We start from the raw sequence: 15,582 nt of genomic DNA on the forward strand, positions 1-15,582 counted from the left end.
TTCGATTATTCCTTGACGACCGGCACACCAGAGCTTTCCGGGATGTCGGACGCAGGCGCAATTTGATGTTCGAGGCGTTTAATTTTACGTTCAGCGCGCGCAAGCGAAACACGTACTTTTAACCAGAACAGACCGCAAACCAGCCAGCCGATGGCGAAACCCGCTGCGAACAAGACCGCCAGCAGGCTCGAAACCCGATACTCGCCCTGCGCCAGCAGATAGTTAAACGTCACCTGTTGATCGTTTTGTGCACCCAATGTGACTGAAATGACAAAAATCGCCAATACCAGTAAGAAAATGAGTAAATATTTCACATTACTTCCCGTTATGTGGTTCAAGCGAATAAAGTGTGTTCAACTTACCGCAATCAGCCTTATAAACTACCATTTTAGCGACGGGCGCGAAACGGAAAAAGTGACGCGCCCGTCATGGATTTATGGGCTGAATGCGCAAAATCAACCTTCAGACGCCACTGTGCTCCCTTTCGGCGATCTCTTCTTTCTCTTCCGGCGGCGGCGTTAACGGACCGCAGAGCCGTTCAGCCAGCCAGGTGGCAAGGGTAACAAGCAGCCATGAAATGAGCGTCGCCACCACTAAATCGCGTGGCCAGTGCATGCCCAGCAGTAGACGGCTCCCCATCACCCCCGTCGCCCAGACCAGTAAAATGGCGATAGTGACAGTCCGACGCCGCGGCCATAAAAGGCCGACGGCAAGAAGTGCCCAACTGGCGGCGAACATGGTGTGCCCGGATGGAAACGCAAAGCCGGTCTCTTTTTGCCAGTGTTTACGTAAAAACGTCGGGATATCCTGCTGTTCCGCAAGCTGTTCTTTCACCAGCGCACCGCGATCTTTACGTTTTAAATTGTAGAACTCATTCACCGGAACATGATGCGTTTTTTCCAGCCAGACCACAAAAGGCCGCGGCTCCTGCACATGGCCTTTCACCCAGGATTTTACCCCCTGGCCAACAAGAATCGCCCCACCGAGGATAGCAAAGAGCACCAGCGCTGCGCGGAGACGAAAGCGCAGGCACCACAAAAACCAGGCGCAAAGCACTACATGAGTAATAATGCCCCATGGCTGGGTGACCGTCTCTGTTATCCAGTATAACGTTTTCTGCCACAGGGTATTGTGCCCGGGCTGCCACATCCAGCCTGATACCCAAACGGCTAATGGCATTATCAACAATATGGCCGCACCTGCTGCCGTTCGTCTGGCGATTGAAAGCATGTCTTCTCCTTTTTCGCTAAGCGTCACAATCATAACTGAAATTCATCCGACGGGTGGATATGTCGGATCGTGCGTTTAACGTTCGTATAGCATGGCAGCCATTAGGCGAACCTGCTGAGCTTGTGGCAAAATGAACGGATACAGAAAGCAAAAACAGGCGGAAGACACGAAACGTGTCAGCCTACTCTGGAGAATCACATGCAGCTTAAACGTGTGGCAGAAGCCAAACTGCCAACCCCATGGGGCGATTTCCTGATGGTGGGATTTGAAGAACTGGCGACCGGACAGGATCACGTCGCGCTGGTGTACGGCGACATTTCAGGACAAACCCCGGTACTTTCTCGCGTTCATTCGGAGTGTCTGACCGGCGATGCGTTGTTCAGCCTGCGCTGTGATTGCGGTTTCCAGCTGGAGGCAGCGCTCTCTCATATTGCCGAAGAGGGTCGCGGTGTGCTGCTTTATCACCGCCAGGAAGGGCGCAATATTGGCCTGCTGAATAAAATCCGCGCCTACGCGCTGCAGGACCAGGGGTACGACACGGTAGAAGCAAACCACCAGCTCGGCTTCGCTGCCGATGAGCGCGATTTCACGCTGTGTGCGGATATGTTTAAGCTGCTGGGCGTGGATGAAGTACGCCTGCTGACTAACAACCCGAAAAAAGTCGAAATTCTGACCGAAGCGGGGATCAATATCGTTGAGCGTGTACCGCTCATTGTGGGACGTAACCCAAAAAACGCGCACTACCTCGATACCAAAGCCGCCAAAATGGGGCATCTGCTGAGCGAGTGATCGCAAAGTGCCCGGCAACGCCATCGCGTGCCGGGCTGGCTCCATCAGTCCAGCATCTTACGAATCACGTAATGTAGAATGCCGTCGTTCTGGTAATAGGTGAGTTCTGTTGCCGTATCGATACGACACCGGCAGTCGAGCACCTCTGTTTTACCGTCTGCGCGCGTTAATTTCACCGGCACCGTTTTACCCGGCTGCAGATTTTGCAGGCCGCTGATGTCAATCAGCTCTTCCCCGGTGAGTCCCAGCGTTTTACGGGTGACGCCCTGCGGGAATTCGAGTGGCAGGATCCCCATCCCTATCAGGTTTGAACGGTGGATACGTTCAAACGATTCGGCAATCACCACCCGAACCCCAAGCAGACGCGGGCCTTTCGCCGCCCAGTCACGGCTGGAGCCAGAGCCGTACTCTTTCCCGGCGATAACCGCCAGCGGCGTGCCTTCCTGCTGGTATTTGACGGCGGCGTCATAAATTGAGATCACGTCGCTCCCCGGCAAATGTCGCGTCATGCCCCCTTCCACGCCCGGCACCATTTCATTGCGGATACGGATATTGGCAAACGTGCCGCGCATCATCACTTCATGGTTACCACGACGTGAGCCATAGGAGTTGAAATCCCGGCGCTCCACACCCCGGCTCTGCAGGTAACGGCCTGCTGGACTGTCGGCTTTGATGCTTCCCGCCGGCGATATGTGGTCCGTGGTGACGGAGTCTCCCAGCATCGCCAGAATGCGCGCGCCGTGGATATCCTGCAGCGGTGCAGGTTCAGCCAGCATCTCATCGAAGAACGGCGACAGGCGGATATAGGTCGAATCGTCCTGCCAGTCATAGGTATCTGAACCCACGACGTCGATGGCCTTCCATTCCGGCGTACCTTCGAACACCTCCGCATACTCTTTGCGGAACATTTCGGTAGAAACTTTCTCTACGGCCAATGCAATTTCCCGGGCAGATGGCCAGATATCCTTCAGATAGACCGGATCATTCTTGCGATCGTGGCCAATCGGATCGGTGACCAGGTTGATATTCATATTCCCGGCCAGAGCGTATGCCACAACCAGCGGTGGAGACGCCAGCCAGTTGGTCTTGACCAGCGGATGAATACGGCCTTCAAAGTTTCGGTTACCGGACAGAACGGCCCCGACGGTGAGATCGCCCTGCTTGATCGCCATCTCAATCGGTTCAGGTAACGGACCCGAGTTCCCGATACAGGTGGTGCAACCGTACCCCACCAGGTTAAAGCCCAGCTCATCCAGATACGGCGTTAATCTGGCCTGTGCAAGGTAATCTGAAACCACTTTGGAGCCCGGTGCCAGAGAGGCTTTTACCCACGGCTGAGGCTTAAGCCCCAGCTCTACCGCTTTCTTCGCCAGCAGACCGGCGGCCATCAGCACGCTGGGGTTCGACGTATTTGTACAGGAGGTTATGGCTGCAATGACAACCGCACCATCCGGAAGCTGATACTGATGTCCGTTCAGGACATAGTCGATTGGGCGGTGGTCTTTTTTCGCCGTGTTAACTTCCAGTTCATTACTGGCGGCAAAGGCTTTCGGTACGTCACTCAACGCCACCCGATCCTGTGGACGTTTTGGCCCCGCCAGGCTCGCCTCGACGGTTCCCATATCCAGTTCAAGTGTGCTGGTAAATACCGGTTCATCGCCCGGGTTACGCCACATCCCCTGCGCTTTGGTATACGCTTCAACCAGCGCCACCTGCTCTTCGCTACGGCCACTCAGGCGCATATATTCCAGCGTGACAGTATCGATGGGGAAAAAGCCGCAGGTTGCGCCATACTCCGGCGCCATGTTGGCGATGGTGGCACGGTCGGCAAGCGGTAATGAATCCAGCCCGTCACCGTAGAATTCGACAAATTTACCCACCACACCATGCTTACGCAGCATCTGCGTAACGGTAAGTACCAGGTCGGTGGCGGTAATGCCTTCCGACAGTTTGCCGGTAAGCTTAAAGCCCACCACATCAGGGATCAGCATCGATACCGGCTGGCCAAGCATGGCCGCTTCGGCTTCAATTCCGCCAACGCCCCAGCCCAGAACGCCCAGGCCGTTAATCATGGTGGTGTGCGAATCGGTGCCCACCAGAGTATCCGGATAGGCCACCCACTCTTTATCCTGCAATTCACTCCAGACCGCTTTGCCCAGGTATTCAAGATTCACCTGGTGGCAGATACCCGTACCGGGCGGAACGACGCTAAAGCGGCTAAAGGCCTGCTGCCCCCACTTCAGAAAGACGTAACGTTCGTGGTTACGCTCCATTTCCAGACGTACGTTTTCGCCAAAGGCATCGTCGTCACCAAAGTGGTCCACGGTGACAGAGTGGTCGATAACGAGATCAACGGGAGAGAGCGGATTTACTTTAGCGGTATCGCCGCCAAGGCGCTTCACCGCTTCGCGCATTGCCGCAAGGTCAACCACAGCAGGGACCCCGGTAAAGTCCTGCATCAGGACCCTTGCCGGTCGATAGGCAATTTCTCTGTCAGCATGGGCATGCTTAAGCCACCCTGCCAGTGCCTGGATATCTTCAAGGGTGACGGAATCACCATCCTGCCAGCGTAAGAGGTTTTCCAGTAAAACTTTCAAGGACTTGGGTAAACGCGAAATGTCCCCAAGCGTCCTGGCTGCCAGCGGCAGGCTGTAGTAGTGCCAGGTTTTATTTTCTGCCTGTAATGTGTCCTTACTGGCTTCGCGTAGGGTTACCGACATAAGCTCCTCCTTAATTACAGAGATGTCCTGACAATCATCAGGGCTGTAATTAAAGATAACACAAAGATGTCGTAACGTTTTGATAACAACCCGAAATGATAAATCCAGGAATGTTCCAGTGCGGGGGAGAAAACAAAAAACCCCGCCGTAGCGAGGTTTTACGATTTAGTGGAGGGCCAGCCAGATAAGCTGTGACCAGAACAGAATCGACGCGGAAAAAACGCCGAGCCATGACCAGTATTTCATAGACATCATGTTATTCATCATAGGGACACCAGGCATTATTTATTAAAGGTTCCGAGGTCTGCCCTCAGTTCAATATTGCTGATGTGTATTTATTAAAGAGTACAAATGCATTGAGCCTTTATTCAGACTATTTGCATCATTACGCAATTAAGTAAATTATTGTTTTTTGGGTTCGTCTTCTGCGAACACATCAATAAACGCTTGCTGTTGCGGCGTCAGTTTCCAGGACGCGGGTACGGCAGTGGCAGGTGCTTTGCGCACTTTGTGGCCCCTGTCACGAAGCTGACACATCTGTTTAACTGTTTCTGTACGTACCGTCACTGCCATATTCAACCCCAATAGTTCCAGGCCAGGAAAGCAACCACCACCCAAAACAAGGCGGAGACGAGAAAGACCGCCAGCCAGGCTTTACGCTTGAGCGCAGGATCCCTTTGCGGTTCTTCACTTCCTGAAGGCATTGCTAACCTCATACAATCGATATCGCTTATCATTTAGAGACCAAACAATTGGTACAATTAATCATCTGTTGAGATAAATCCTAAAGAAACTTTAGCCGAAAAGCCAGTGAATTTACGTATCTATTGATGGGAAATATTCATTCTTTTGACCAGAAATAAATATTTGAAAGGAAATATTTGCGAAGCCAAAAATTAGTTCTACTTTTGTCGCCAATTCACGACATTATAACCACACTAAATAAATGGTTAATGACATTATACGGCAGTTAAGTGCAGATGATGATAATTCTAATTTAGCTTTGAGAGGTTATTTCGGTATCTTTCCTGGGCGGAAAGATACCGGGAGTGATTATTTTGCCGGAAGTTTGATGTCTTTAAACATCTCTTCGATATCTTCATTTGAACGTAATGCCACGGCCGTATCGACCACGTCGCGCGTTAAATGTGGGGCAAAGCGCTGAATAAAATCATACATATAGCTACGGAGGAAGGTACTGCGACGGAAACCAATCTTAGTGGTGCTATGGCTGAAAATATCATGCGCATCAAGACGCACGAGGTCAGGGTCAGATACGGGATCAACCGCCATGCTGGCAATCACCCCTACCCCCAGTCCAAGCCGCACGTAGGTCTTAATTACGTCAGCATCGGTTGCGGTGAAGACGATACGCGGCGTTAATCCTGCACGATTGAATGCAGTATCAAGCTCGGAGCGCCCGGTAAAGCCGAAGGTATACGTCACTAAGGGGTATTGCGCCAGCTCTTCAATAGTGACCGACCCTTTACCGGCTAACGGGTGATCGGGCGTGACGACAATAGAACGGTTCCAGTGATAGCACGGCAGCATAACCAGATCGTCATACAGATGCAGCGCTTCGGTTGCGATAGCAAAGTCCGCATTACCCTTCGAAACCGCCTCAGCGATTTGCGTCGGCGAGCCCTGATGCATATGGAGAGAGACGCGTGGATAGCGCTCAATAAAGCCCTTAATAACGCCCGGCAGCGCATAGCGTGCCTGGGTATGGGTGGTGGCAATATACAGCGACCCTTTATCCGGCCAGGTATGCTCACCCGCCACCGATTTAATTGCGTCGACTTTAGAGAGAACCTCCCGCGCGATGCGGATAATCTCCTGCCCTGCTGGCGTCACCTGGGTGAGGTGTTTACCGCTACGAGCAAAAATCTGAATACCTAACTCATCTTCCAGCATGCGGACCTGCTTGCTGATACCCGGCTGAGAGGTATATAGCCCCTCAGCGGTAGAAGAGACGTTAAGGTTGTGGTTTACCACCTCAACAATATAACGAAGCTGCTGTAATTTCATGCCAGACCATCCGATTTAGCGCATGCGGTCAATCGCTTAAGACGATTTGATAATAAGAAAAGGGTTAACTATAACCACTATATCATTTATAGCCTGACTGTATAGTACGGAACAAAAAATAATAACAAGGTAATAAAAAAGGGCCGGAAGTCCGGCCCTTTCACAGGTAAGTTACGGTAAGGAAAGATTATTTCTTGCCTTCCACCCATTTGCCATCCACAAAGAATGCTGACCAGCCGGTTGCCTTGCCGTCTTTCTCCGCCGCAACATACTGCTGCTTCGTTTTACGGCTAAAACGCACAACGGTTTTATTGCCTTCCGGATCCTGCTGTGGCGCATCGGCCAGGTAGCGCAGTTTCTCAGGCAGGCGGTCGCGGAAACGATACAACTCTTCCACCAGTGGCGCGCGGGTTTCGCGCGATTTAGGGAAGGTGTTTGCCGCAAGGAACACGCCGGCAGCACCATCACGCAGCACGAAGTAAGCGTCGGACTTCTCGCACGGCAACTCTGGCAGCGGAACCGGATCTTCCTTCGGTGGCGCGACTTCACCGTTACGCAGGATTTTACGCGTGTTCTTACACTCGTCGTTGGTGCACGCCATGTACTTGCCGAAGCGCCCCATTTTCAGGTGCATCTCAGAACCACACTTCTCACACTCAACGATAGGACCGTCGTAACCTTTAATGCGGAACTCACCCTCTTCGATCTCATATCCATCGCAGGTCGGGTTATTACCGCAGACGTGCAATTTACGTTTTGGATCGATGAGGTAGCTGTCCATCGCGGTGCCGCATTTCTTGCAGCGACGTTTTGCACGCAGAGCGTTGGTTTCCGCATCATCACCTTCCAGCACGTTGAGCACTTCGTTCTCAGGTACCAGGTTAATGGTGGTTTTGCAGCGTTCTTTCGGCGGCAGCGCGTAGCCAGAACAGCCGAGGAATACGCCAGTGGTGGCAGTACGGATCCCCATTTTACGACCACAGGTTGGGCAGTCGATGCTGGTCAGGACCATCTGATTTGGCAGCATGCCGCCCTCTTCAGGATCTTTTTCCGCTTTTTCAAGCTGGTTGGTAAAGTCGCTGAAGAAGCTGTCGAGAACCTTTTTCCACTCGGCCTGATGGCTGGCCACCTGATCGAGACTGTCTTCCATTTGCGCGGTGAAGTCGTAGTTCATCAGTTCGCGGAAGTTGGCTTCCAGGCGGTCAGTGACGATCTCACCCATTTTTTCCGCATAGAAACGACGGTTTTCAACACGCACGTAACCGCGGTCCTGAATGGTCGAAATAATCGATGCATAGGTGGATGGACGGCCAATACCGCGTTTTTCCAGCTCTTTAACCAGAGACGCTTCGCTGAAACGCGCTGGCGGCTTGGTGAAGTGCTGGGCAGGCACGAGATCAACCAGAGAGAGCTCATCCCCTTTGTTTACCGCAGGCAGGGTTCTGTCTTCATCACCCTTACGTAGCGCAGGCATCACTTTAGTCCAGCCATCGAAGCGCAGGATACGGCCACGCGCTTTCAGGCGGAAATCACCTGCACCAACGGTCAGCGTGGTGGAGTCATACTGTGCTGGTGTCATCTGGCACGCCACGAACTGACGCCAGATAAGCTGATACAGCTTCTGGGCATCGGCTTCCATATCTTTCAGCGATTCGGCTAACACGGAGACGTCAGAAGGACGAATGGCTTCGTGCGCTTCCTGTGAGTTCTCCTTGCTGGCGTACTGGTTTTCACTCGCTGGCAGGTATTTCTTACCGAAGTTGTCACTGATGTAGCCGCGCACCATGTTGACGGCGTCCAGGCTCAGGTTTGTCGAGTCAGTACGCATATAGGTGATATAACCCGCTTCATACAGACGCTGGGCCATCATCATGGTTTTCTTCACGCCATAGCCCAGGCGCGTGCTCGCAGCCTGTTGCAGCGTAGACGTAATAAACGGTGCGCCAGGTTTGCTGCTGGTCGGTTTGTCTTCACGCTCCAGAACCTGGTAGCGCGCTTTTTCCAGCAGCGCCACGGCCGCCATGGTCTGTTCACGATTTTCAGGACGGAACGGTTTGTCATTCTGATGACTCACCTGCAGCGGCAGCGCATCTCCACCCGGCGTGGTGACATTGGCATCCACTTCCCAGAACTCTTCCGGGACGAAGGCTTTGATCTCACGCTCGCGTTCAACAACCAGACGCACAGCAACGGACTGCACACGCCCTGCGGACAGACCGCGGGCAATCTTTTTCCACAGCAGTGGAGAGACCATGTAACCCACGACACGGTCCATGAAACGGCGCGCCTGCTGCGCGTTTACGCGGTCGATGTTCAGTTCACCCGGCTTCTCAAACGCCTGGCGAATCGCATTCTTCGTAATTTCGTTAAACACTACACGGCTGTAGCGTTTGTCGTCACCCCCGATCACTTCCCGCAGGTGCCAGGCAATGGCTTCCCCTTCGCGGTCAAGGTCGGTTGCGAGATAAATGTGGTCTGCTTTTTCAGCAAGCTGCTTCAGCTCGTTAACGACTTTTTCTTTGCCGGGCAGCACTTCATAGTGTGCATCCCAGTTATGCCATGGGTTAACACCCATACGGTTGACAAGCGCGCTACGTTCATCCTTTTTAGGCTTTTTAGCCCCTTTGGTGGAGGTAGAGTCTGCGCTCTTTTTGCTGGCTGAGCCACTGGTCGGCAAATCGCGGATGTGACCGACGCTGGACTTAACCACGTAGTCATTACCCAGATACTTATTGATCGTTTTGGCTTTTGCCGGGGACTCAACGATGACGAGAGCTTTACCCATATTCACCTTTACCTAATTTAATTCTTCCAGGAATACGCCGCATGTTGATTTCCCTTCCACTGACGACGAGCCATTGATATTGCGACTGCGTCAGGGGATATCAACCCCTTTGTCTTACTGAACGTCATAACGTTAACGCCCAGGTGATTGAGTTATCGGGTATTTTTCTCACATCGGATGTAATTCGTGACGAATTCCCGGTCGAATGTCAAGCAATTCTGTTGCCAGAATGACGAAAGCGCACACTCTACCTGATAAAATTCGTTACGCAACTTTATTAGCATGCAAAAGCAAATCCTGCCAGCCAGGTCACGGCACCTTACCCCCTCACATTACAGGGAAAATTTGCCCCCAAAGCGCCCCCGGCGTAGACTATTGTCACTGTTTAAGGAGTGGATTATGCAGAATACAACCCAACCCATTGATCGAGCCTCTCTGCTTATCGAAGCAAATAAGCTGATTCGTGACCATGAAGACACCCTGGCGGGCATTGAAGCGACCGGCGTGGAACAACGTAACGGCGTGCTGGTATTCAGCGGCGAATACTTCCTTGACGAACAAGGGTTACCCACCCCGAAAAGCACCGCCGTATTCAATATGTTTAAATACCTGGCGCACACGCTTTCAGAGAAATATCACCTGGTCGATTAACGCAAAACGCGAGGCACTGGCCTCGCGTTTTTGTTTACAGCAGCGGTTTTTGTCCGCGTTGCAACCAGCGGAGCAGCAGGCGATCCGCGCTTTCGGCCGCGCTGTTCGTAAAGCGGTCAAGCAGTCGCTTACGCTGGGTAAAGCGCACGCCAACCAGTTCGCGTCCTTCCATCAGATTCAACAGCAGGTCGTCACTGGTGCCCACTTCATCCACCAGCCCTTTTTCCTGCGCCTGCGTACCGTACCAGTGCTCCCCTGTTGCCACCTGGTCAATATCAAGCGCCGGGCGCATACGGTGCACAAAGTCTTTAAAGAGGTGATGGGTTTCATTGAGATCTTCACGGAATTTCTGCCGTCCTTCTTCCGTGTTCTCCCCCAGCAGCGTCAGGGTACGTTTGTACTGACCCGCCGTATGCAATTCAATGTCGATCTCTTTGCTTTTCAGGAAGCGGTTAAAGTTCGGGATTTGCGCAACCACCCCGATGGAGCCAATAATAGAAAACGGCGCCGCAACAATTTTATCCGCCACGCAGGCCATCATATAGCCACCGCTCGCCGCGACTTTATCCACCGCAACCGTCAGCGGGATCTGTTTTTCACGCAGACGCTGTAGCTGCGAAGCCGCCAGCCCATAACCATGAACGACCCCACCCGGACTCTCAAGACGGACAACCACCTGATCCTGCGGTTTAGCCACGGCAAGCACGGCGGTGACTTCTTCACGCAGGGAAGAGACTTCATGGGCATCCATGCTGCCTTTAAAATCGAGCACATAGACACGCGGGGTTGAGGTTTCCTCCGGCGCGTTAAGCTTCGCTTTGGCTTTTGCCGCTTTGGCGTCCTGCTTATGCTTTTTCTTCTGCGCTTTGTGCCACAGTTTCTGTTGATGGCTGTCAAGCAGGGCCAGCGACATCTCTTCCTGCATCTCTTTATACTGCTCGCTCAGGCGGGTAATGCGTAACTCACCACGCTGACGTTTGCGCTGCGTCAGGTTAACAATCAGAACGGCCACTACCGCAATGGCAATCACCACCGTCGCGATCTTTGCCAAAAACAACCCATATTGAGAAAGTAATTCCACGCGTTCCACCTTGATTTAACCACGAATCTTTCACGGCAGTGTACAACAGCCCTGCTCATGCGTCTCGCTCGTGACATTACCTCTGCGAGCCGTCTTCAGGAATCCCCCGATTCTGGTTTAAATATTTGCAAATTGTTAATTTTACAGCGATGCGTCCTGTAGACTGATTGAATTCTCATGCTAATTCGGGCATAAAGCCGAAAAGTCACACAATAAGGCGTCTTTGCATCACTGTGCGCCGAGGAGTCACCGTGCATTATCAACCGCAAAAAAATCTGCTGCAGAACCGCATCATTTTGGTCACTGGTGCCAGCGATGGCATTGGCCGCGAAGCGGCACTGACCTACGCTGACTATGGCGCGAGCGTAATTCTCATTGGCCGTAACGAAGAAAAACTCAAAGGAGTGGCTCAGGAGATTGACGCCGCCGGTGGAATTCCTGCCCGCTGGTACACGCTGGATCTGCTCACCTGTACCCCTGAAACGTGCCAGGAGCTTGCCCACCGCATCAGCACCCACTACCCACGGCTGGATGGCGTACTGCACAATGCCGGCTTGCTTGGGGAGGTTCGCCCGATGGATGAACAGGATCCTGAGATCTGGCAGCAGGTCATGCAGGTCAATATCAACGGCACCTTTTTCCTGACCCAGGCACTGCTTCCTTTATTACTCAAATCTGATTCCGGTTCGCTGGTATTCACCTCCTCCAGCGTAGGGCGCGAAGGCCGCGCAAACTGGGGGGCGTATGCGGTCTCAAAATTCGCGACCGAAGGGATGATGCAGGTGCTGGCGGAGGAGTATCAGAGCCGTCATCTGCGCGTGAACTGCATTAACCCAGGCGGAACGCGTACCAAAATGCGCGCCAGCGCCTTCCCGACGGAAGATCCGCAGAAGCTTAAAACCCCGGCAGATATTATGCCGCTCTATCTCTGGCTGATGGGCGATGATAGCCGCCGTAAAACAGGGATGACCTTTGATGCCCAGCCAGGCCGTAAACCCGGGATTTCGCAATGAGTGAAGAACGTCACCAGCAACGTCAGCAGCGCCTGAAAGAACAGGTTGATGCCCGTGTCGCCGCTGCGCAGGATGAACGCGGGATCATCATCGTGTTTACCGGCAACGGCAAAGGCAAAACCACCGCTGCCTTTGGTACCGCCACGCGCGCCGTTGGTCACGGGCAGAAAGTGGGTGTCATTCAGTTCATTAAAGGGGAATGGCCCAACGGTGAACGTAACTTACTTGAACAGCACGGGGTTGAGTTCCAGGTGATGGCGACAGGCTTTACGTGGGATACCCAAAACCGGGAAACCGACACCGCGGCCTGCCTCGCGGTATGGGAGCATGCAAAACGAATGCTGGCAGACCCGGCCCTGAACATGGTGTTACTGGATGAGATCACCTACATGGTCGCCTACGACTATCTGCCGCTGGACGCCGTACTGGAGGCACTCAGGAATCGCCCGGCACATCAGACGGTGATCGTCACAGGCCGCGGCTGTCATCGGGATATTCTGGAATTAGCGGATACCGTCAGCGAATTGCGTCCGGTTAAACATGCTTTTGATGCCGGTATCAAAGCGCAAATCGGCATTGATTACTGATAAAAAAGCCCGGTGATATTAACCGGGCTTTTATTTTTAACCGTTGTTATTACGGCTGCCAGCGCGGCGATTATTGTTCACCTGGCTGTGGCGTTTCACCGCACGACGGATCTGGTTCGCCTTCATGCGACGACGATCTTTCTCCACCGCCACTTTGGAGGTGGTTTCTGGCGCCAGTCCCACCAGTTCACGCAGGTAGTTGGTCTGCGTCAGGTCCAGTTCGGTATAGCCACCACGTGGCAGACCTTTTGGCAGCAGAATATCGCCGTAACGGACACGGATCAGCCGGCTAACCTGCACGCCCACCGCTTCCCACAGACGACGAACCTCACGGTTACGGCCTTCGGTCAGGGTAACGTTGTACCACTGGTTGATCCCTTCACCACCGGTAAATTTGATGGTTTTGAACGCTGCAGGACCGTCTTCCAGCTGAACGCCACGCGACAGATCGCGCAGTTTGTTCTCATCAACCTGGCCGAACACGCGTACGGCGTATTCGCGTTCCACTTCACGACTTGGGTGCATCAGACGGTTTGCCAGCTCACCATCCGTTGTGAATAGCAGCAGACCGCAGGTGTTCACATCCAGACGCCCCACGGCAATCCAGCGTGCGCCACGCAGTTTAGGCAGACGGTCAAATACCGTCGGGCGACCTTCCGGGTCGTTGCGCGTACACAGTTCACCTTCCGGCTTGTAGTACGCCAGCACGCGGCAGATCTGCTCAGCAGATTCTTTAACCGAGATAAGATGACCGTCGATACGGATTTTAAGCCCCGGCACGATTTCTACGCGGTCACCGAGCGTGGCGATTTTACCGTCCACACTCACGCGTCCGGCTTCAATAATGGCTTCGATTTCACGGCGTGAGCCGTGGCCGGCACGCGCCAGCACTTTCTGTAACTTCTCGCTCATTGAGCTTCCTCAGGTGTCGCCTTCACAGGCGTCTGGTATACTTTCTAAAACAACGAGTTAGCTAAAACATCAAGTTAACTCACTGATTTGTAACTATTTTATGGTACACAGCATGGCAAAAAAGGTGTCACACAAGCCGTCACACACAATGATTCGTGGGCGCACATACTACACTAACTTTAGACTAAATGATTCAACAAGTTTTGTGCGTCTGAGTCTCGGTACTGATAGCCGAAAGCAAGCAGAAGTGATCATGAATCAGATCCGCCCTTTCATTCCCCTTGTGCAGAATGGAACGATGAGCCTCGAAGAGTTCAAACGCAAAATGCAAGGCTACCGAGCCGCCACTAAGCAGGACTTTGACAACTATCTTCTACATGCACTCGAAAGAGATATTGCAGAGGTGGAGCGTCTGCCGGAGTTAGGACAGTGGCACAGAAACATTAATCCTGATTCTCCATTATCGGCTTCTGATACGGTTGAAGCCGCACAAGGCTATTCGGAAGCTCACTTCCAACGCATGGTTAATGGTAGCGATCAGACAGCAAACGAAGTGCTTGCAAGTCTTCATATGAAGAAACTTGAACTTTCCAAGGGTGATTTGCCCCTTGCGAATCAAGTAGGTGCTGCACTTGATATGAGCCGTGCGACCGTCGCGCAAGCCTATGAAGCATTCTATTCGAAAGATTTGCTGCGATACCGCCAACTCATTGCAACACTGCAAAATCAGTTAGAAGAGCAGAAACTGAAATCTTCACCGCAAAGTATTGTTGAAACAAGCCAGGCTTTTTCAACGGAAGTTAAAGCAAGCGCAAGCCAGGCAATCAAACTTTCCGAAGCATGGACGCAGTATGTTGAAGAAAAAGGTCAAAAATGGCGTGCAGGCATCACTAACGAGAACCAGCGTTTCTTTGATGTGCTGATTTACGTTATTGGTGATAAACCGATTGATCGGGTTACTAAGCAAGATATTCGTGAAGCGCTGAAAGTGACCGAAAACTTACCGACTCGGACTAAGCTGCCATACAAGCGCCTATCTTTGCCTGAATGCATTGATTATGACGTACCAGAGGAAGATCTGATCAGTAGCCAGCATGTTGAAAAACATCTCAAGATCTGGCGCTCACTTTTTAAAACTTACCTCGTTGACACCAAAGACCTGTTAGAGAAATCCCCTACCGACGGAATCACATATGAGGTGAAGCCAAACCGGAGAGGCCATTTCAGCAACGCTGAGTTGAGTAAGCTTAAAACCAAGCTGTTCTCACTGGAAGATAACGATTGGCGCAAATGGTACTTCCTCACCCTCATTTATACTGGTGCTCGACGTGGCGAGATTGCCTCTATCAGAAAGCGGGACATCCGTTTAGATGAAGAAACTTCACGCTGGTACATTTATATAGAAGACGGGAAAACCGAACATGCCCAACGCCAGATACCACTCAATAAGGTTTTAGAGTCAGGTTTACTCAGTCTTGCCGATGCTCTTAACGATGGTGATCTGATTTTCAGTGGCTTACCTAACTACACCACAGCAACAGCCGAATGGGCTAAGTTGATGAATGAAACAGGTGTCCCTGATTATGATGAGTTTGGGCTAAAAAGGCGCATACATAGTCTTCGTCACACCTTCGTAAGTCATTGCCTTGCATCTGGGAGTGAATCGCCACGGATAATCTAGACACTTCCGAGCCGTTGATAATACTGGTTTTCATATTCTGTCGGTGACATCTGTTCGCTAGAACCATGCCGACGCTTACTGTTATAAAACATTTCGATGTAATCA

The 15,582-nt window shown here is 52.3% G+C and carries 15 protein-coding genes; 5 read left to right on the forward strand and 10 right to left on the reverse strand.

Going from position 1 to position 15,582, the window contains the following annotated elements; translation table 11 throughout:
• Positions 1 to 5 precede the first annotated feature (5 nt).
• Both APU11_RS24425 and pgpB read right to left on the reverse strand, forming a co-directional pair.
• Complete coding sequence (locus APU11_RS24425; protein WP_013096374.1) at positions 6 to 314, reverse strand: LapA family protein; 309 nt, start codon at positions 312 to 314, stop codon at positions 6 to 8.
• Positions 315 to 462: 148 nt separating this feature from the next.
• A complete protein-coding gene (gene pgpB / locus APU11_RS24430) occupies positions 463 to 1,230 on the reverse strand; it encodes a phosphatidylglycerophosphatase B (protein WP_058651312.1) in 768 nt (255 codons plus the stop codon).
• A 198-nt stretch (positions 1,231 to 1,428) separates the two neighbouring features.
• On the opposite strand from pgpB, the gene ribA reads away from it, so the two are divergent.
• A complete protein-coding gene (gene ribA, locus APU11_RS24435) occupies positions 1,429 to 2,019 on the forward strand; it encodes a GTP cyclohydrolase II (RefSeq protein ID WP_013096372.1) in 591 nt (196 codons plus the stop codon).
• Positions 2,020 to 2,063: 44 nt separating this feature from the next.
• On the opposite strand, the gene acnA is transcribed toward ribA, so the two are convergent.
• The 5 genes from acnA to topA form a co-directional block, all read right to left on the reverse strand.
• The gene (gene acnA, locus APU11_RS24440; protein ID WP_020690941.1) at positions 2,064 to 4,739 is read right to left on the reverse strand and encodes an aconitate hydratase AcnA; all 2,676 of its coding nucleotides are present in this window, start codon (positions 4,737 to 4,739) and stop codon (positions 2,064 to 2,066) included.
• A gap of 165 nt (positions 4,740 to 4,904) precedes the next feature.
• Complete coding sequence (gene ymiC, locus APU11_RS29065) at positions 4,905 to 5,003, reverse strand: small membrane protein YmiC (RefSeq protein WP_044159376.1); 99 nt, start codon at positions 5,001 to 5,003, stop codon at positions 4,905 to 4,907.
• A gap of 311 nt (positions 5,004 to 5,314) precedes the next feature.
• Positions 5,315 to 5,455 (reverse strand): YmiA family putative membrane protein, encoded by a 141-nt coding sequence (locus APU11_RS24455; protein WP_213382645.1) that lies wholly within the window; start codon positions 5,453 to 5,455, stop codon positions 5,315 to 5,317.
• A 337-nt stretch (positions 5,456 to 5,792) separates the two neighbouring features.
• On the reverse strand, positions 5,793 to 6,767 hold the full coding sequence (cysB, locus tag APU11_RS24460; RefSeq protein WP_006175683.1) for an HTH-type transcriptional regulator CysB: 975 nt from the start codon (positions 6,765 to 6,767) through the stop codon (positions 5,793 to 5,795).
• A 187-nt stretch (positions 6,768 to 6,954) separates the two neighbouring features.
• On the reverse strand, positions 6,955 to 9,552 hold the full coding sequence (gene topA, locus APU11_RS24465; protein WP_058651254.1) for a type I DNA topoisomerase: 2,598 nt from the start codon (positions 9,550 to 9,552) through the stop codon (positions 6,955 to 6,957).
• A 399-nt stretch (positions 9,553 to 9,951) separates the two neighbouring features.
• On the opposite strand from topA, the gene APU11_RS24470 reads away from it, so the two are divergent.
• Positions 9,952 to 10,203 (forward strand): YciN family protein, encoded by a 252-nt coding sequence (locus APU11_RS24470; protein WP_003856804.1) that lies wholly within the window; start codon positions 9,952 to 9,954, stop codon positions 10,201 to 10,203.
• Between the two features lie 34 nt (positions 10,204 to 10,237).
• Here APU11_RS24470 and sohB read toward each other — a convergent pair whose 3' ends face one another.
• Positions 10,238 to 11,284, reverse strand: a complete 1,047-nt coding sequence (gene sohB / locus APU11_RS24475) for a protease SohB (protein ID WP_038419682.1) — start codon at positions 11,282 to 11,284, stop codon at positions 10,238 to 10,240.
• 251 nt (positions 11,285 to 11,535) lie between these two features.
• On the opposite strand from sohB, the gene APU11_RS24480 reads away from it, so the two are divergent.
• Together APU11_RS24480 and cobO are read left to right on the forward strand one after the other, a co-directional pair.
• A complete protein-coding gene (locus APU11_RS24480; RefSeq protein ID WP_023620279.1) occupies positions 11,536 to 12,297 on the forward strand; it encodes a YciK family oxidoreductase in 762 nt (253 codons plus the stop codon).
• Positions 12,294 to 12,884, forward strand: coding sequence for a cob(I)yrinic acid a,c-diamide adenosyltransferase (cobO, locus tag APU11_RS24485; RefSeq protein ID WP_040022201.1), 591 nt, complete (start codon positions 12,294 to 12,296; stop codon positions 12,882 to 12,884). Before APU11_RS24480 ends, cobO begins: the two co-directional genes overlap by 4 nt.
• A 36-nt stretch (positions 12,885 to 12,920) precedes the next feature.
• Here the strand turns inward: cobO and rluB are convergent, their stop codons facing one another.
• On the reverse strand, positions 12,921 to 13,796 hold the full coding sequence (gene rluB, locus APU11_RS24490) for a 23S rRNA pseudouridine(2605) synthase RluB (protein ID WP_013096363.1): 876 nt from the start codon (positions 13,794 to 13,796) through the stop codon (positions 12,921 to 12,923).
• Positions 13,797 to 14,049: 253 nt separating this feature from the next.
• Between rluB and APU11_RS24495 the strand changes: the two genes are divergently transcribed.
• Positions 14,050 to 15,477 carry a tyrosine-type recombinase/integrase gene (locus tag APU11_RS24495; protein ID WP_239691344.1) on the forward strand — a complete coding sequence of 476 codons (1,428 nt, stop codon included), beginning with the start codon at positions 14,050 to 14,052 and terminating at the stop codon, positions 15,475 to 15,477.
• Here the strand turns inward: APU11_RS24495 and APU11_RS27485 are convergent.
• Positions 15,474 to 15,582: IS3 family transposase (locus tag APU11_RS27485; RefSeq protein WP_131729156.1), on the reverse strand; the 109-nt coding region annotated here is incomplete at its 5' end. The genes APU11_RS24495 and APU11_RS27485 overlap by 4 nt on opposite strands.

The sequence above is a fragment of the Enterobacter sp. 50793107 genome, from assembly GCF_001463365.1.
Taxonomy (GTDB): domain Bacteria; phylum Pseudomonadota; class Gammaproteobacteria; order Enterobacterales; family Enterobacteriaceae; genus Enterobacter; species Enterobacter cloacae.

What these genes read in the sequence shown, in the direction of transcription:
- cysB (WP_006175683.1), bottom strand. Translation starts at nt 6,767, where the DNA reads ATGAAATTACAGCAGCTTCGTTATATTGTTGAGGTGGTAAACCACAAC.
- acnA (WP_020690941.1), bottom strand. Translation starts at nt 4,739, where the DNA reads ATGTCGGTAACCCTACGCGAAGCCAGTAAGGACACATTACAGGCAGAA.
- pgpB (WP_058651312.1), bottom strand. Translation starts at nt 1,230, where the DNA reads ATGCTTTCAATCGCCAGACGAACGGCAGCAGGTGCGGCCATATTGTTG.
- topA (WP_058651254.1), bottom strand. Translation starts at nt 9,552, where the DNA reads ATGGGTAAAGCTCTCGTCATCGTTGAGTCCCCGGCAAAAGCCAAAACG.
- cobO (WP_040022201.1), top strand. Translation starts at nt 12,294, where the DNA reads ATGAGTGAAGAACGTCACCAGCAACGTCAGCAGCGCCTGAAAGAACAG.
- ymiC (WP_044159376.1), bottom strand. Translation starts at nt 5,003, where the DNA reads ATGAATAACATGATGTCTATGAAATACTGGTCATGGCTCGGCGTTTTT.
- APU11_RS24455 (WP_213382645.1), bottom strand. Translation starts at nt 5,455, where the DNA reads ATGAGGTTAGCAATGCCTTCAGGAAGTGAAGAACCGCAAAGGGATCCT.
- rluB (WP_013096363.1), bottom strand. Translation starts at nt 13,796, where the DNA reads ATGAGCGAGAAGTTACAGAAAGTGCTGGCGCGTGCCGGCCACGGCTCA.
- APU11_RS24495 (WP_239691344.1), top strand. Translation starts at nt 14,050, where the DNA reads ATGAATCAGATCCGCCCTTTCATTCCCCTTGTGCAGAATGGAACGATG.
- APU11_RS24470 (WP_003856804.1), top strand. Translation starts at nt 9,952, where the DNA reads ATGCAGAATACAACCCAACCCATTGATCGAGCCTCTCTGCTTATCGAA.
- ribA (WP_013096372.1), top strand. Translation starts at nt 1,429, where the DNA reads ATGCAGCTTAAACGTGTGGCAGAAGCCAAACTGCCAACCCCATGGGGC.